This is a genomic window from Bacillus sp. ISL-46 (assembly GCF_018613205.1).
On the sequence record NZ_JAGGQR010000022.1, the window covers coordinates 13,866 to 30,063 of the forward strand.

General features: G+C 36.4%; 12 protein-coding genes and 1 pseudogene. 8 read left to right on the forward strand and 5 right to left on the reverse strand.

The window, feature by feature from the left end:
* The first annotated feature begins 21 nt into the window (after positions 1-21).
* From J7E67_RS13835 to J7E67_RS13845, 3 genes are all read left to right on the forward strand, one after another.
* On the forward strand, positions 22-1,023 hold the full coding sequence (locus J7E67_RS13835) for a carbohydrate kinase family protein (protein WP_214732105.1): 1,002 nt from the start codon (positions 22-24) through the stop codon (positions 1,021-1,023).
* 28 nt (positions 1,024-1,051) lie between these two features.
* Positions 1,052-1,837 carry an endonuclease/exonuclease/phosphatase family protein gene (locus tag J7E67_RS13840; RefSeq protein ID WP_214732107.1) on the forward strand — a complete coding sequence of 262 codons (786 nt, stop codon included), beginning with the start codon at positions 1,052-1,054 and terminating at the stop codon, positions 1,835-1,837.
* Positions 1,838-1,936: 99 nt separating this feature from the next.
* Positions 1,937-3,613, forward strand: coding sequence for a glycoside hydrolase family 13 protein (locus tag J7E67_RS13845; RefSeq protein WP_214732109.1), 1,677 nt, complete (start codon positions 1,937-1,939; stop codon positions 3,611-3,613).
* Positions 3,614-3,717: 104 nt separating this feature from the next.
* Here J7E67_RS13845 and J7E67_RS13850 read toward each other — a convergent pair whose 3' ends face one another.
* Positions 3,718-5,976, reverse strand: a complete 2,259-nt coding sequence (locus tag J7E67_RS13850) for a glycoside hydrolase family 97 N-terminal domain-containing protein (RefSeq protein ID WP_308161402.1) — start codon at positions 5,974-5,976, stop codon at positions 3,718-3,720.
* A gap of 1,097 nt (positions 5,977-7,073) precedes the next feature.
* Here J7E67_RS13850 and J7E67_RS13855 point away from each other — a divergent pair.
* Positions 7,074-8,363: pseudogene (locus J7E67_RS13855) on the forward strand (IS3 family transposase).
* 92 nt (positions 8,364-8,455) lie between these two features.
* On the opposite strand, the gene J7E67_RS13860 reads toward J7E67_RS13855, so the two are convergent.
* The 4 genes from J7E67_RS13860 to J7E67_RS13875 form a co-directional block, all read right to left on the reverse strand.
* Complete coding sequence (locus J7E67_RS13860; RefSeq protein WP_214732114.1) at positions 8,456-8,662, reverse strand: hypothetical protein; 207 nt, start codon at positions 8,660-8,662, stop codon at positions 8,456-8,458.
* A gap of 178 nt (positions 8,663-8,840) precedes the next feature.
* The gene (locus J7E67_RS13865) at positions 8,841-10,271 is read right to left on the reverse strand and encodes an IS4 family transposase (protein ID WP_214732116.1); all 1,431 of its coding nucleotides are present in this window, start codon (positions 10,269-10,271) and stop codon (positions 8,841-8,843) included.
* Between the two features lie 325 nt (positions 10,272-10,596).
* Positions 10,597-11,859, reverse strand: coding sequence for a glutamate-5-semialdehyde dehydrogenase (locus tag J7E67_RS13870; RefSeq protein ID WP_171843307.1), 1,263 nt, complete (start codon positions 11,857-11,859; stop codon positions 10,597-10,599).
* Positions 11,860-11,921: 62 nt separating this feature from the next.
* On the reverse strand, positions 11,922-12,524 hold the full coding sequence (locus J7E67_RS13875; RefSeq protein WP_098933701.1) for a TetR/AcrR family transcriptional regulator: 603 nt from the start codon (positions 12,522-12,524) through the stop codon (positions 11,922-11,924).
* 184 nt (positions 12,525-12,708) lie between these two features.
* On the opposite strand from J7E67_RS13875, the gene J7E67_RS13880 reads away from it, so the two are divergent.
* The 4 genes from J7E67_RS13880 to J7E67_RS13895 all read left to right on the forward strand — a co-directional run bounded on the left by J7E67_RS13880 (position 12,709) and on the right by J7E67_RS13895 (position 16,033).
* Positions 12,709-13,149, forward strand: a complete 441-nt coding sequence (locus J7E67_RS13880; RefSeq protein WP_214732118.1) for a PaaI family thioesterase — start codon at positions 12,709-12,711, stop codon at positions 13,147-13,149.
* A gap of 254 nt (positions 13,150-13,403) precedes the next feature.
* Positions 13,404-14,588, forward strand: coding sequence for an acetyl-CoA C-acetyltransferase (locus tag J7E67_RS13885; RefSeq protein ID WP_214732120.1), 1,185 nt, complete (start codon positions 13,404-13,406; stop codon positions 14,586-14,588).
* A 487-nt stretch (positions 14,589-15,075) separates the two neighbouring features.
* Entirely contained in the window at positions 15,076-15,519 is a 444-nt protein-coding gene (locus tag J7E67_RS13890) for a hypothetical protein (RefSeq protein ID WP_251026768.1), read from the forward strand.
* 325 nt (positions 15,520-15,844) lie between these two features.
* A complete protein-coding gene (locus J7E67_RS13895) occupies positions 15,845-16,033 on the forward strand; it encodes a hypothetical protein (RefSeq protein ID WP_088087141.1) in 189 nt (62 codons plus the stop codon).
* Positions 16,034-16,198: the final 165 nt, after the last annotated feature.

Sequence of the window (16,198 nt, forward strand, 5' to 3'; positions counted from 1 at the left end):
GAAAAAAGTAGGGTGATACCATTGGGAACATTATATTGTATAGGCGAAGCACTAATTGATATGGTTCCAGTCCAAAAAGGGTTGGATTTAAAGGAAGTAGAATCTTTTACACGCGTACCAGGGGGAGCGCCAGCTAATGTAGCTGCTACTGTTACAAAATATGGTGGACGAGCATCTCTTATCACGAAATTAGGTACAGATGCATTTGGTGAATTTCTCATAGATACACTCAAGGATATTGGGGTAAATACAGAGATGGTGTATCGTACAGACGAGGCAAATACAGGATTGGCATTTGTATCGCTAAGAAAAGATGGGGAGCGCGATTTTAGCTTTTATCGCAACCCTTCAGCAGATTTACTATTAACAAAAAATGAAATAAAAGAAGAGTGGTTTACGAGTGACGATTTGCTTCATTTTTGTTCTGTGGATTTAGTAGAAAGCCCTATGAAGTACGCACATATCAAAGCAATCGAGTGCATCAAAGAAAAGGGAGGCATTGTGAGCTTTGACCCGAATGTACGTCTGCCACTATGGGAAAATGCTGAAACATGCCGACAAACGATTTTAGAATTTATTCCAAGAGCACATATCATTAAGATTTCTGATGATGAGTTAACGTTTATTACAGGAATCGAACAAGAACAAGAAGCCATTCAATCGTTGTTCCAAGGTGATGTGGAAGTGGTTGTATTTACAAAGGGAGCACACGGGGCGACTTTATATACGAAACAAAACCAGTATATATCACACGGCTACAAAGTGGAAGTTGTTGATACAACAGGAGCGGGTGATGCGTTTATTGGCGGTCTTTTATATCAATTACTACGTAATGGAGTGACACAAAGTAACCTACTATTTATCCTTCAAGCGAAACATGAGGAAATTCTTCAGTTTGCAAACGCAAGCGGAGCGTTGACCACTACAGGAAAAGGGGCGATTTACTCTATTCCCACAATGGAAGATATAAAGGCATTAATTGGTACATCACATGTTCAAACCGCTGAAAGGTTTTTCACCTAATTCAAATTTACTTGGAGGCATTGTACAAATGAAGTTGTTAACGTTAAACTGTCATTCCTGGCAAGAGGAGAATCAGATAGAGAAGATCAGATACTTGGCTCTGACCATTAAAGAAAAATCATATGATGTTATCGCATTGCAAGAGGTAAGCCAATTGATTGAAGAAGAACATGTATACAGTAATATTAAAAAAAATAATTTTGGACTTGTATTATTACAAGAACTTCAAAAAATTGGTGTCACTGAGTATTCGTTTGTTTGGGACCTCTCTCATATAGGATTCGAAGTCTACGAAGAGGGTTTAGCTATTCTAACAAAGCACCCCATTGTAGAAGATTACTCATTCTTCGTTTCCAAAGGTAAGGATACTACCTATTGGAAAACACGAAGAATTGTTGGGGCTAAAATTAACTATAATAATACACCTATCTCCTTCTACTCATGTCATATGGGGTGGTGGCAGGATGAAGTGGAACCTTTTAAGTATCAAGCAGACACCCTTCTTCAACATGTAAATAAAGATGAGTTGTTCTTTCTTTTGGGCGACTTTAACAACAGTGCTTCTCTCAAAAGAGAGGGCTATGAGTACTTATTAAGTCAAGGTCTTTATGATACGTACCATCTAGCAGAGGAAAAAGATGGAGGAATTACAGTCAAAGGAAAAATTGCAGGTTGGAGTGACAATAAGCAAGATTTACGAATTGATTTGATTTTGACGAACCGTCCCGTTCAAATTGAATATTCAAATGTAATTTTTAATGACATTAATAAATCAGTTGTATCCGATCATTTTGGTATAGAAATTAAATTATGAATGCTGTGGGAAATGAGGAATGAATCTAGATCTTACTAATTGATAATTGTCAGAAATTCTTTAGAAAATATGAAAGTAAGAAGAGAAGGGAAGATAGATATGGAGAAAAAATGGTGGAAAGAAAGTGTTGTCTATCAAATTTATCCTCGTAGCTTTATGGATAGTAATGGTGATGGGATTGGCGATCTACGCGGAATTACTTCAAAACTTGATTACTTAAAAGAATTAGGCGTAGATGTTATTTGGCTTTCACCTGTTTATAAATCTCCAAACGATGATAACGGGTATGATGTTAGTGATTATCAAGATATTATGGATGAGTTCGGTACTATGAAGGATTTAGATGAACTTTTAGAAGGGTTGCATTCACGAGGGATGAAACTTATGATGGACCTTGTTGTCAATCACTCATCAGATGAACATGAATGGTTCATCGAATCCCGTAAATCGAAGGATAACCCTTACCGAGATTACTACATTTGGCGCCCAGGTAAGGACGGAAAAGAACCAAACAACTGGATATCATTCTTTAGTGGATCAGCTTGGAAATATGATCCAGAGACAGACGAATACTTTCTGCACTTATTCAGCAAAAAACAACCAGATTTAAACTGGGAAAATCCAAGTCTTCGTAGAGAAGTGTATGACATGATGACATGGTGGCTTGAAAAAGGAATAGACGGTTTCCGTTTGGATGTAATCAATATGATTTCAAAAGCAGAAGGGTTACCTGATGTGAAAGATATCCATGACTATGAATCACGAGGGGAACATTTTTTAAACGGTCCGCACGTTCATGAATTTTTACAGGAAATGAACCGTGAAGTACTATCAAAATATGATGTGATGACGGTTGGTGAATGTCCAGGAACAACAACGGAAGATGCTAATCAATATGCTAATAGTGAAGGTACTGAGTTAAATATGATTTTTACATTTGAGCATATGGATATAGACTCGGAACCAAGTGGTAAATGGGATGTAAAGCCTTGGAAACTTTCGGATTTAAAAGAAGTAATGACCAAATGGCAAAAAGGTCTAGAAGGAAAAGGTTGGAATAGTCTTTACTTAAATAATCATGATCAGCCAAGAATGGTTTCCCGTTTTGGAAATGATACTTCTTACCGTGTGGAATCTGCAAAAATGCTTGGAACATTTCTTCATATGATGCAAGGAACACCTTATATCTATCAAGGTGAAGAAATAGGTATGACCAATGCTAAATTTGACATTAGTGAGTATAATGACCTTGAGATTCATAATATATATCGTGAAAGGGTACTTGAAGGTGGAGAGGATCACGATAAAGTAATGGAGAGCATCTACATTAAAGGACGTGACAACGCGAGAACCCCTATGCAATGGGATGATAGCGAAAATGCTGGATTCACAACAGGTACACCTTGGCTAAAAGCGAATCCAAATTATAAAGAAATCAATGCAAAGAAATCACTAGAAGATTCAAATTCTATTTTCCATTATTATCGAAATCTTATCAAGTTACGTAAAGAGTATAAAGTTATTGTATACGGCGATTATAATCTCGTTTTAGAAGAGCATGACCAAATTTATGCCTATACTCGTGTACTAGATAATGAAACATTGCTCGTCATTACAAACTTCTCTAGTGAAACTCCAGAGTTTCAATTGCCTGGTCATATTCAAAATAATTCGAAACATTTATTAATTAGCAACTATGAAGTAGACGAAAACAATGATAATATCTCTTCCATCTTCTTAAAACCATATGAAGCAAGAGTATATCTTCTTAAATGAGTGATATAAAGAGGGTGCCCAAGTTATAGCTTTTGGGCACCCTCTTGCTTGAAAACAAATATTCGACCGCTTTTTTTTACTAGGTTTAATTTACATCAAAATTGTTATTGGGAATAATGGTTTACTTCATGCTCATAAGCTGGTCGAATACGCATCGCTTGCCCACCTCCGCGAGCCAACCTTAGTTTTAGTATTGTGTTACGATCAACAAGCACTTTATAGATATCAAGAGACAATGGATTATATATCCAATCTGCATCAACGCCATCTGCATATATTTCAGCCACGTATTTCTTGTTTGGATCAAGGAAAGTGAAAGGCACAAAAAGAATACGTCCATTTTCATCGGTAATGCTCCCTAAGTACCAATCTTCACTATGTCTATCCTTTCTGACAATCGTAATATATTCACCAATTTCACCGTTTAAAACCTTCGTGTCTTGCCAGTCAACGGGTACATCTAACAGAAATTGAAAGGCAGGAAGATTCTTCTCATAATTTTCAGGCAAATCTGCGAGCATTTGTAGGGGGCTGTACAAAATAACATAAAGGGAAAGTTCTTTGGCTAAGGTACTTTTAACTCTATTCTTTGGTCTATATTCCGCGAAAAGTAAATCGACAATTCCAGGTGTATAATCAAAGGGACCTGCGAGCATTCTGGTATAGGGGAGGATTGTAGTATGCTCTGGTGGGTTTCCACCCTCCTCGCTCCAAGCAATATAGCCATTATATTCTTGTCCCCGTGCCCCTTCACGCGTCATCATATTTGGATAAGTACGTCTTTCACCTGTATCCTTTATCGGCTCGTGTACATCCAACATAATGTGATATCGCGCTGCAGTCTCTACCACTTTTCTATAATGATTCACCATATACTGTCCATGATGCCACTCCATACCGATAAGATCCCCTTGATCATCTAGACGTTTCACAGCAGGATCTTTCCCAACATATCCAGTTTTCACAATATCAATTCCTAATTTTTTATAAAACTCGAAAGCCCTTTCCAGCTGTTGTTCATAATTCTTAACAGCAGAAGAAGTCTCGTGGTGACCGATGATTTTTATTCCTTTTTTTGCAGCATAGGAAGCCACTTCTTGTATGTCAAAGTCTTCAGCCGGAGTTGTAAAGTTAAATTGTTCCCCTTGTTCTACCCAATCACCGTTCCAACCTTTATTCCATCCTTCAATTAATACCATTGGAATTCCATATTTAGCAGCAAAGTCAATATATCTCATGGCATTTTCAGTAGTAGCCCCATGTTTTGGGCCAGGGCCCCAAGTATATTTTCCGAGATGCATCCCCCACCAAATACCAATATATTTGCCAGGCTTCACCCAAGAAACATCCCCTAATTGGTTTGGCTCATTGAGATTTAGAATCAAATAGTTTGTGATTAAGTCCCCCGGATTCTCTGCAATTTGGATTGTTCGCCAAGGTGTTCTTAAAGGAGTAGCTCCTTTCACTTTAACACCGTTTGACCAAGGAAAAAGGTCCACCTTAAGCTTATTAGACTTTAAAGGCATTAAGGCCATAGAAGAATAATCTTTTAAATCTGCTTCGTGAATACTTAAGTAAATTCCATTAATGGTTTTTATGGTAAGTGGGGTATGGACAGCACGAAAAGACTTGGAAATAGAACTGATAGGCGTTTTATGATAAAGATATTCATAGCGTTCTTTTCGGTATGCTGGAATCCACCAGGCATTATGATCACCTGTTAGTGAAAACTCCGTTTCCTCATCCATGATTTCAAAATCAGATAGATGATCTTGCTTTGGTAATTCGTAACGAAAACCGAGTCCGTAATCGTATACCCGGAAAATGATTGTCATTTTCCGGCGAGCTCCGATGCCCTCCTCGAGGTCAACTCTCAGTTCGTTATACTGATTGCGAATTTCTTTTACTTCCCCCCACGGTTGAGTCCAAGTTTGATTAAAACTTTTGTACTTGCTGCTAACAATAAAAAAGTTCTGATTAAGTGGTTTTCTCTCTTTAAAAATAAAGCCAAGTTTTGAAGGAACCAATATGTCTTTATCACAATATCGAACAGAATAATATGGGACTCCGTTTTTTAACATAAAGGTGACATGGATTCTACCATCTGGTGAGGAAATATAAAAATTTTTGTCCAACATTGTTTCAAATATATTGTTCTTCTCTATTTTAGGAACTTTAGAACATTTTGAACTATAATTGAATTCATTGTGTGTTAAAGAACGAACAGGTATTTTGAGTTGTTGGCCAGGAAATACAATTGGATATATTAACCTATTTAATATCATTATCTCGTTGATAGGGCAGTTAAAATTCTGAGCTATTGAATATAAAGTATCTAAAGGCTTAACATAATAAATGAGCATATTAAAATTTTTCAATTTGCACCTCACACAAATATTTTCATTCCTTAGCCTTTTTTCAATTATATGCGTATATTGGATTTAATTATGATGAAGTTAAGTTTCTGGGGTTCAGCTTGTATGGAGGGAGTTTTTTAGTCCTCTTTAAGTTTAACAGTTATTTCTGCATCTAAATGAGCATTAGGTAAAGAAGGGTTATGCGTAGATCAATGCAGTATAATGAAATTCTGCTTTCGATCATTAGTTTGATAGGCGTATGACCGTTTCTATTCGCTTACTTATTTAAGTTTGAAATGAATTCCTTTTTTGTAAAGGTGCCATTTAATTTCAACCTTTTGGTTACTAATCAATTTGTAAGAATTTGAGGAACTATTAGCATATTGTCGTAAGAGATAAAAGTTGTGTGAAGAAGACGATTGAAACAAAATGATTTAAATTTCTTGTTGTGCTAAACGAGTGGAATAAAGAAAAGAAATTTTTGGGAGTATGTACTAAGGTGAAGAAATAGTGGTTTGTTTGTAGCAGGGTTACCTCATCTTTGCTCAATAATGTAAGATTATATGTTATTCAATTGTAAAGCAAAAGCTAAAGGGAGAAAAAAATTGACCACATTTTGACCACGAAGCATATAGAAGGGTAAAACACTCATTTTATACACAAAACAAAAAAAGCCTGAAAACACAGGCTTTTTAAGAATTACTTTATTTCTTTTTTCTTCATATCATTTTAATATATAAATTAAAGAACGTAAAAAATACGCCTTGGTGCTATTGGTACTCCTCATTTCTTAAAATTATTGACGTATCAAGAGACTCATTCTTTATTGGTTGAGCTGCTTTGTTAAAATGCCTTTCAAAAATTTTAATTACTCCTGTCCCAAAATAGAAACATATTAAGGTTGGAATAGTGCTTAATGAGAGAATCGTCAGGGAAACAAAATAAAAAGTTGAGGACAATAATTAATAAATTGTCCCCAACTCAAAATGAACTGCACCAAAATTGTTAGACACAAAACTAACAATGGAGGTGCAGTTTTTTATATGGCTAAATTTACTTTCGAGGACAAGTAATGGGCAGTAAAAGTATATGAAAAAGGAAACCTGTCTTATAGGGATATTGCTAAAAAGCTAGGTACTGTTCATAAGTCAATTCAAAAGTGGGTAAATCTTTATATGGAACATGGAGAAGATTCCTTAAGAAAAAGTTATACAAACTACTCCGCTGCGTTTAAAATGGAGGTACTCAAATATATGGACGATAATTGGGCATCTCTTAATGATACAGCGGTGAAGTTTAAAATTCCCGATCCCTCCACCATCCTTTCCTGGAGGAGAGCTGTTGAAACAGAAGGAGAGGAAGCCCTATTACCAAGGAAGAAGGGGCGACCTCCCATGACAAAAGAAAGAAAAAAGAACGATCCGACCATTCAAACAAATGAATCCCTTATCCAAGAAGTCGAACGTTTACGAATGGAGAACGCTTATCTAAAAAAGTTAAATGCCTTAGTTCGGGAACAGGAAAAATTACAACAAAACTCAAAGCGCAAGTAATTTTTGAACTAAGGAATGAATATAAAGTCGCTGAGCTGATCAAGATTGCGGGTATCCAAAGAAGTACTTATTATTATTGGAGAAAACACATGGACCGCCCTGATAAATACGCAAAGGTGAAAGAAGCAATACAAGAAATATATCACCATCATAAAGGTCGTTATGGACACCGTAACATTAAAAAAGAGCTTGATAAGAAAGGCTTGATTCTTGACCCCAAGACTGTCCTCAAGCTAATGAACCAGATGGGGATCAAGTGCCAGGTTCGTATGAAGAAATATAAGTCCTATCGCGGAAATGTAGGGAAAGTTGCGGCTAACATTCTAAATCGGGATTTCCAAGCCAACAAGCCTAATCAGAAATGGGTAACAGACGTAACAGAATTCAGCCTTTTCGGACAGAAACTCTACCTATCTCCTATTCTTGATTTGTTCAATAGTGAAGTCATCTCGTATACAGTTAAGTTCCGACCCTCTTTTGATTTAGTAGGCGACATGCTGGAACAAGCTTTAGAGGTTTTAAATCCAGAAGATAAGTTAATCCTCCACTCAGATCAAGGATGGCATTACCAGATGGCCAAGTACCAGAAAACTCTAGAAGACCGGAATATTACACAAAGCATGTCCCGAAAGGGAAACTGTCTCGATAATGCGGTTATCGAGAACTTCTTTGGGCATCCTTAAGACAGAACTTCTCTATCTCCAGGAGTTTGAAAGTATTGAGCATTTTATACAGGAATTACATGATTATATTCACTACTACAACAATATCAGCATGAAGAAAAAGTTAATGGACCTGAGCCCAGTAGAATACCGGTCTCAGGTCCACCAGGTTGCTTAAAATATATATGTCTAACTTTTTTGGTTCACTTCAAATAATGGCGTTTTTTTAAGTCTTAGAGGACATCATTCAATCGCTTCATCTGTTTTGTCTTAAAGTTCTGGTGGAGCAATAACCGGGTCATTGGGGGCATTTGAGTTTGTTGAAACATGAGAGGTTGCTCCCGGTGATTCAACACTGGTTGCGCCTGGGCGTTCAACACCGCCTGAAATGGAGCCTGCAAAAGATGGTATACCTTCCCCGCCTTCAGTCGGTTGAACTGCTGTTTTTAAACCTGTTATATTTTTCATGTTTGGCATGTTTTCACCTCCTTTAAAATAGTTTGCACTTTTAAATTATTTTCTATTAGGGGTAGCGTCACATACCCATCAAGCTAACAACGTAAATTACTAGATACGAAATGAGCCTTGTTTTAAAACTAGAGAGTGACGGAAAAGTAGGCATGCGAAAGAAGCCTATTAAAATGCGATTTTTTCGCTAGGCTGCTTGTCTATGCTTCACTGTCGTTTCATACACAACCCCTAGAATATCAAAGACGGTCATCTTCTTATACCGATGACATTTACGACCGTTCTTTTTGAGCAGCTGATAAAGGCGATGTAGAATTTTCAAAAGTTCTTCTATGCTAACTGCTATCGCTTGAAACAGTAACGGAAAGTAATCTTTAATCATATATATCGCTTTGTATTCACTTAACTCCTGCTTTTTCTTTTCAAGCAGTAGCTGTCGCATTTGAAACATTGTAGAAGAACAGAGGAGAATGCCGATAAGTTGTCCATATAAATGGCACTCTAAGCGTTCTCTTTTAATATTTTTACATTCATCAATTTCAAAGAATGACTTCCACGTTTTAAACAAAATCTCAATCTGCCAACGAAGTGAATACAATGAATGCACGTAGTTCGTGGGTACTTCCTCTAGTGACGTGTTCGTGATATATACATTCATACCCATTAAACGTTTACTTTTATCCTTCATGACAATGCCTTTCTTCTTTTCACGTATCGCTTGGTTTCTCAAGCGTGTTTGCGTTTGGTCGTCGGTTAAACGATGGATAATGACACGTGCTGGAAGCTTCTGATTTTGGCCAATGTATGCCTCGGGGATTTCCATCGTTTCACCAGGGGTTAGACTAGACATCATTTGTGTCATATCAAGCTGGATGTATTCGGTTTGCTTTTTTAACGTGCCGTTGTTGAAGTATTCTGGCTCAGGGTTCTTGATATAAATACGTGTATTTAGCTTCAACCGCGAGATATAGTAAGCCTCTTTATCATGAATGGCTTGTAAGTCTCCTAAATCGAAATAACCAAGATCACGCAAACATAAATCGCCCGCCTCTACAGTTTCAAGGCAGATAGTACCGTATGTTTTATCATTATTCTTTCCTGGTCCAAGCTGCACGTTAAGAAATTGACCACTTAGTAAATCATATTCCATTTGAATTTTTACACCTGCTGTATTACTACTCCCACCTGAACCTTGATAGTCAGTGGCAAAATGATCAGGCAATTGAAATACTGTCGCATCTAAAATACGGATACGATTGAAAGTAGCCATCATGTGTGCAGAAAGCGATTGATTGGAACAGAGTTTTTGTGTAAGAAGAGAGGTAAAGACTTCTCGAAGAAATGCAACAGCTGCTGGATTAAAGCGTTGATTCAATCCTTCTGGGCTCATCAGTACACCAGTGGAAGCTTCTAACCGACTGCACAATTGTGTAAGTGATGTACTAGCGACTTCTTGGCTGAGCCAAACGCAAAGAGCGATGAGTTCATCTGCTTGATACTTACTAGATCGCTGTACAAAACCAACTTGTTTGGCGATTTCTTGTAGGACTATTGGAGATAAAAAGCGTTGTAATTCTTGTGCGAAAAGTGTTAGTTCACTAGAGATGATAGGATTCATAAAAAAACACCATCCTTTCTCGTAAACTTCTTACGATAAGCATAGCGTTTTTTCATTTTTGAAGGTATCGTTTTAACTTAGCTGATGGGCATGTGGTGATACCCTAATAACAAGAAAAGCAGCAGACACTACCACACACAAAACATAGAGATAGAGATTAATCTATTCATATGTTTTCACCTTTTTAATGGGTATTAAAAAGGCATCAAGGTTCTTCCCTTAGATGCCTTTTGGCTATTTTTATCTTTTTAATTTACTTTATTCTAGATAACATCGTAACAATCTATAAGATATTTAAAGAAATTTTAAATAACATTGTGACTAATTAAAGTCGAATTTGTCCGTCTCCATTGACATAATATTTTGTCGTCGTTAAAGCTGGTAACCCCATTGGTCCTCTTACATGTAGCTTTTGTGTTGAAATGCCAATTTCGGCACCATATCCAAATTCAAAGCCATCTGTAAAGCGTGTTGAGGCATTATGATAGACAACTGCTGCATCAATATCATTTAAGAATTGTTCAACATTCTTTGGCGTTTCCGACACAATACACTCGGAATGTTTTGTACCATATTGATTAATATGGGCAATGGCTTCTTCAACACTATTTACAGTTTTCACACTGATGATTAAATCTGAAAATTCTTTTGCATAATGTTCCTCTGTTGCTTTGAGGGCTGTTGGAAATGCTTTACAAACTTTTTCATCTCCATAAATTTTAACTCCAGCAATTGATACCGTTTCAAGTAGTTCTTTTCCATAATTATTAAAGAATTCATCATGGATTAACAAACTTTCAATCGCATTACATACTGATGGACGCTGAGTTTTAGCATTTAGTACGATTGGTCTTACAATATCGTATTTTGCGGTTGCATCAACAAAAACATGGCAGTTACCAGCCCCTGTTTCAATAACAGGCACACTTGCTTCACGTACCACTAAATCAATTAAATCTTTGCCTCCACGAGGAATTAAAAGGTCCAAATACTCTGTTAAGTTAAATAATGTTTTAGCAGTTTCGCGTGACGTATCCTCGATTAAAAGTACCGCATTTTGAGGGAATTGCACACGTTTCAATGCTTGATGTATAGACGTAACTAAAGCCATATTGGAGTGTTTTGCTGAACTAGAGCCACGCAGTAGAACTGTATTTCCTGTTTTTAAAGACAGCGTAGCTGCATCAATGGTTACATTCGGACGGGCTTCATAAATCATACCGAGGACACCGAGTGGCACACGTCGCTTACTAATAATCAGTCCATTATCCTTATTTATGCGTTCCAATTCTTCTCCTATTGGATCGGGCAAATTAATTACTAAATGAATTGCATCACTCATGGCTTTAACCCGTTCTGGATTCAGCATAAGACGATCGATTATGGACTCAGATAACCCTAATTTATGACCATATTCAATGTCTTTTGCATTTTCTTTTAGTATAAACGCTTGATCTATTAGTAATTGCTCTGCAATTGCTAATAGTGTTGTATTTTTTTCTTCAGTTGTTTTATTTTGCATTTCTAAACTTGCTTCTTTTGCAAGCTTTGCTTTATAAATGACTTCATTCTCAATAGCTGTACTCATTGATTTTACCTCCTATACATTTAAGTAGTTGATCTTAAATTTTTTATGTTCTTGTCACCTTTTTAATTCTTGTCTCTAGTTTCAAACTTAGCTAGATAGTCTTTTAAAAAGCCAATGGCTCGATTTATATAAATGGTGTCGTTATAAAGCTTTGTCAACATTAGAGACCCTTCTATTGTAGATATAAAGATCGTTGTGAATGTCTCTGAATCTATTGTAGAGTTTACTTCACCGTTTTTTATCCCATTCCGAATAATACGAAGTATCATATCATAAAGGTCATTCATTGCTTTTCTAGTCGCATCACGTAAGGCTGGATGCGCATCATCGGACTCGATTGCTGCATTAAGAATTGGGCAGCCGCCAGGAATTGGCTTGCCTTCTGCTAATAACAAAAAGACTTCAAGAATTGCGTTCAATTTTTCGATGGAAGCATTTTTGCTCCTAATTGCTTCTTGGTAGGTTGTGGACATCGTTTCAATAGAAAATGAAAATGCATCCAAAGAAAGTTCTTGTTTGCTTTTAAAGTGATTATAAATCCCTCCTTTTTCCATACCAGCCTTTTCCATAATATCTGTAATGGAAGTTGCTAAGTATCCCTGGGTATTTAGAAGTCCAGAGGCCTTTTCAATAATCAACTGTTTTGTTCGTTCTCCTTTACGCATTTTTAACCCTCATTTTCATTAGAATTTTCAAACCGAACGGTCTTGTTAATATAAATATAACCTTTTATGTAATTTAAATCACCCCTTTTTTGTTAGAATATTAAAATTATATTGACAACTGTAACTTGGTTTAACGTATAATGAAAAACAGACCGGTTTGTGTTTTTTATTAGAGGGGGTTTATATGAACGAGAGAATTTTAAATATGCAAAAAATAATTAATCGCGAGGTTCCGCCACCACCTATCGCTAAGTTAATTGGTGCAGAGTTGTTACAAATCGAGAAGGGTAAAGCAGTTTTTGAATTAGAGTGTAATACGGAGAAACATGCAAATTCTATGGGAACAATCCATGGGGGAATATTATGTGATATAGCCGATATGGCAATGGGTGTGGCCTTTTCAAGTTTGTTAGAAATGAATGAAACCTTTACGACAGTTGAACTTAAAATTAATTATTTGAAACCGATTTGGAATGAAAAAATTACAGCAAAAGGTGAGGTTATAAAGAAAGGAAAGACTATTGGGCTAATCAAGTGCGATGTTTTTGATGAAGGCGGTTCATTAGTTGCCCATACTTTAAGTACGTGTATGATCCTTCGTGGTGAAAAATCAGTAGGAAGATAAAAAAAGTACCTAATAAAAGATCAACACATTGGTAAATATTGTATCACTATGACCTAGTTTTACGTATCTCGGAACCCCTACAGAGGTTTCATTTCTTAAGATGGATCAAAAGAAGGTGCTTATGCACCGGCCGATCAAGAGTATAAATGGCTAGTTTTTTAATTTTTCTATTCACCATATTTACATTCTACATAAAACAACAAAATTCAATGAAAATAGACAATTATAAAAGCAGAAAAAAAGGAGTAAAGAATATGAGTCAAGAGATTGTAATTGTAAGTGCCGTTCGTACAGCAATTGGAAATTTTAATGGAAGTTTAAAAAATGTATCTGCAACTGAACTGGGAGCAGTCACTATCAAAGAAGCACTTGAAAAAGCAGGAGTGAAACCGGAGCAGGTAAACGAAGTCATAATGGGTAACGTTCTTCAAGCAGGTGTTGGTCAAAATCCGGCTCGTCAAGCACAGATAAAATCAGGTATTCCAGTGACGTCTTCGGCCTTTACAATTAATAAGATTTGTGGTTCTGGTATGAAGGCCGTTCATCTTGCCATGCAGGCGATCCTTGCAGGAGATGCTGAAATCGTTGTAGCAGGCGGAATGGAAAGTATGAGTCAGGCACCATACTTATTGAAAAATGCCCGCGATGGCTTTAAAATGGGAGATCAAAAAATAATCGACAGCATGATCAATGATGGTCTATGGTGTGCTTTTAATGATTACCATATGGGGATCACAGGTGAAAACGTTGCAGAGAAATATGAGCTGACCAGAGAGCAGCAGGATGAGTTTGCAGCATGGAGCCAGCAAAAAGCAGTTGAAGCGATCGAAACAGGAAAATTCAAAGATGAAATTGTTCCGGTTGTCATTCCACAGCGTAAAGGTGATCCGATCGTTTTTGATACAGACGAGGTTCCTAGAAAAGGAACCACCGCAGAAATATTAGCGAAGCTGCGCCCTGCATTTAAAAAGGACGGAACTGTAACAGCAGGTAACGCTCCAGGGACTAATGACGGAGCAGCAGCATTAGTTATTATGAGCAAGCAAAAGGCAGAGGAATTGGGTCTTCAGCCATTAGTTACGATTAAAGCAACTGCAAATGCCGGGGTAGACCCTAGCATTATGGGAGTTGGTCCAGTACCAGCAGTGAAAAAGGCATTAGAAAAAGCAGCAATTTCAATCGAAGATATTGATTTAATCGAAGCGAATGAAGCATTTGCTTCCCAAGCCCTTGCAGTAGGAAAAGAATTAGGCTTTAAAGATGAAATTTTAAATGTTAACGGCGGTGCTATTGCACTTGGACATCCAATTGGTGCCAGCGGAGCCCGTATTCTTGTTACCTTGATCCATGAAATGAAACGCAGAAATGCCAAAACTGGTTTAGCTACACTTTGCATTGGCGGCGGCCAAGCTGTTGCTACAATTGTTGAATTGGAGTAATTTTCTCCTTTTTAAAATTAAATGTGCGTATTTATTGAAAACAGGCTGGATTTCCAGTCTGTTTTTTTCTATTTGTCCAACTGCACAAGAGTAAGTCCATAGGTCACTAAACGGGCTTTTCTATGAAAATGTTATAAGGGGTCCTAACGCATGCCTATCAAGCCAAGAAAACAAGGTCACCCCCAATTTTCTTTGTTACAAGAAGGTCTAAAATTTCGTTCTGGAGGTGCTGCAAAATTTTAACTTGATGGGCATGGGGTAGCGTCAGGAAAATGCGGATTTACAACGATTAGATTTTGATACAAGTCTTATGAGACATCACGGAGCCTAATTTAGAGGTGATTTGATTTTGTATCAATAGGTTCTACTCTATTGAGATTGTGAAGGTTTCTACTTAAAGTAACGGGCAGGTTAGTTGAACAAGTGATAATAATAAAGCTAAGCCTGAGGAATGATAAAAAAAACATTCTGGAGGAAGTTGGTTGAGATGAATAATAAGAAAGCATTTTCGTTATCTATGATAATCATTCCATGGCTTTCTGTTCTGTTCATGGATAAAAAATCACTTGTAAGGTATTTACCCGTAGCAAGTTTTATTAACTTATTTTTAAGTGTCTTTAGTGTCATCGGAAATAAGAGAAGATGGTGGATAAATAAAAATCCACTTTCCCCTGGTAATGTAGATTTCTCATATATATTAGGACCATATTTTGTAGCAACGCTATGGATATTTAAACTAGCTTACGGTAATTTTCCAAAATACCTCATTACCAATGCCATTGCGAATATTTTTAATGCTTTTCTACTTGGTTCTATGTGGGAAAAATTTGATATATTTAAATTTAAAAAAATAAATCATACCATTTGGTATTTTATTTGTGTATTATTATCAATTTTTATCTATGGCTATCAATACATTGTGGAAAAATAATTACAAATGAAAATAAGATAAAATCAGTGTAATAATTGTTTTCTACTTAGTTGTTCAAAGCAGTATTGTTAAAGAAGAACAACTGTTAAAATAACAATAAATTTAATATTTTAAAAGGTGTTGTTATTTTTTTGAAACAAGCGAGAATGTACAGAATATCTCTACTATTAACCAAACTAAAGTCAAACTTTATTGTATTCTTTATTCAATTAACGGGTGCTTTACTTGAAGAAGCCAAAAGGACCTAAATGGTCCTTTTATATTTGGTAATAAAATACGAATTTCATTTCTTGTATTGGAAATACTATCTGTCGAGGTGAAATAAATGAGCAGATTTAAAGTTGTGTTTGAGAATACAATCCAAAGTGGTGGGTTTTCATTGGAGCAGTATTTGATAACATTACATCAAGAAAAAGATATGTTGGATTCATTTGATGGTCATGATGATTACGAGTTGGACATGAGGTTATTTGAAGGGGAGATTCAGAAAGTTAACCGTTTGTTGGAGAGCTAAGGCTCTCTTTTTTATTTATAAAATAAAGATTTTATTTTCTTCTTCAACTAACAAAGCAGTTTAGCATTCCTGTAGATCGTTAAATAACAGGTTTGAAAAAAATAGAGCACCTCAGTAAGATACGAGTATAGAGTCCAATCTAATTCAGAGTCTTAAGGAGGAAGC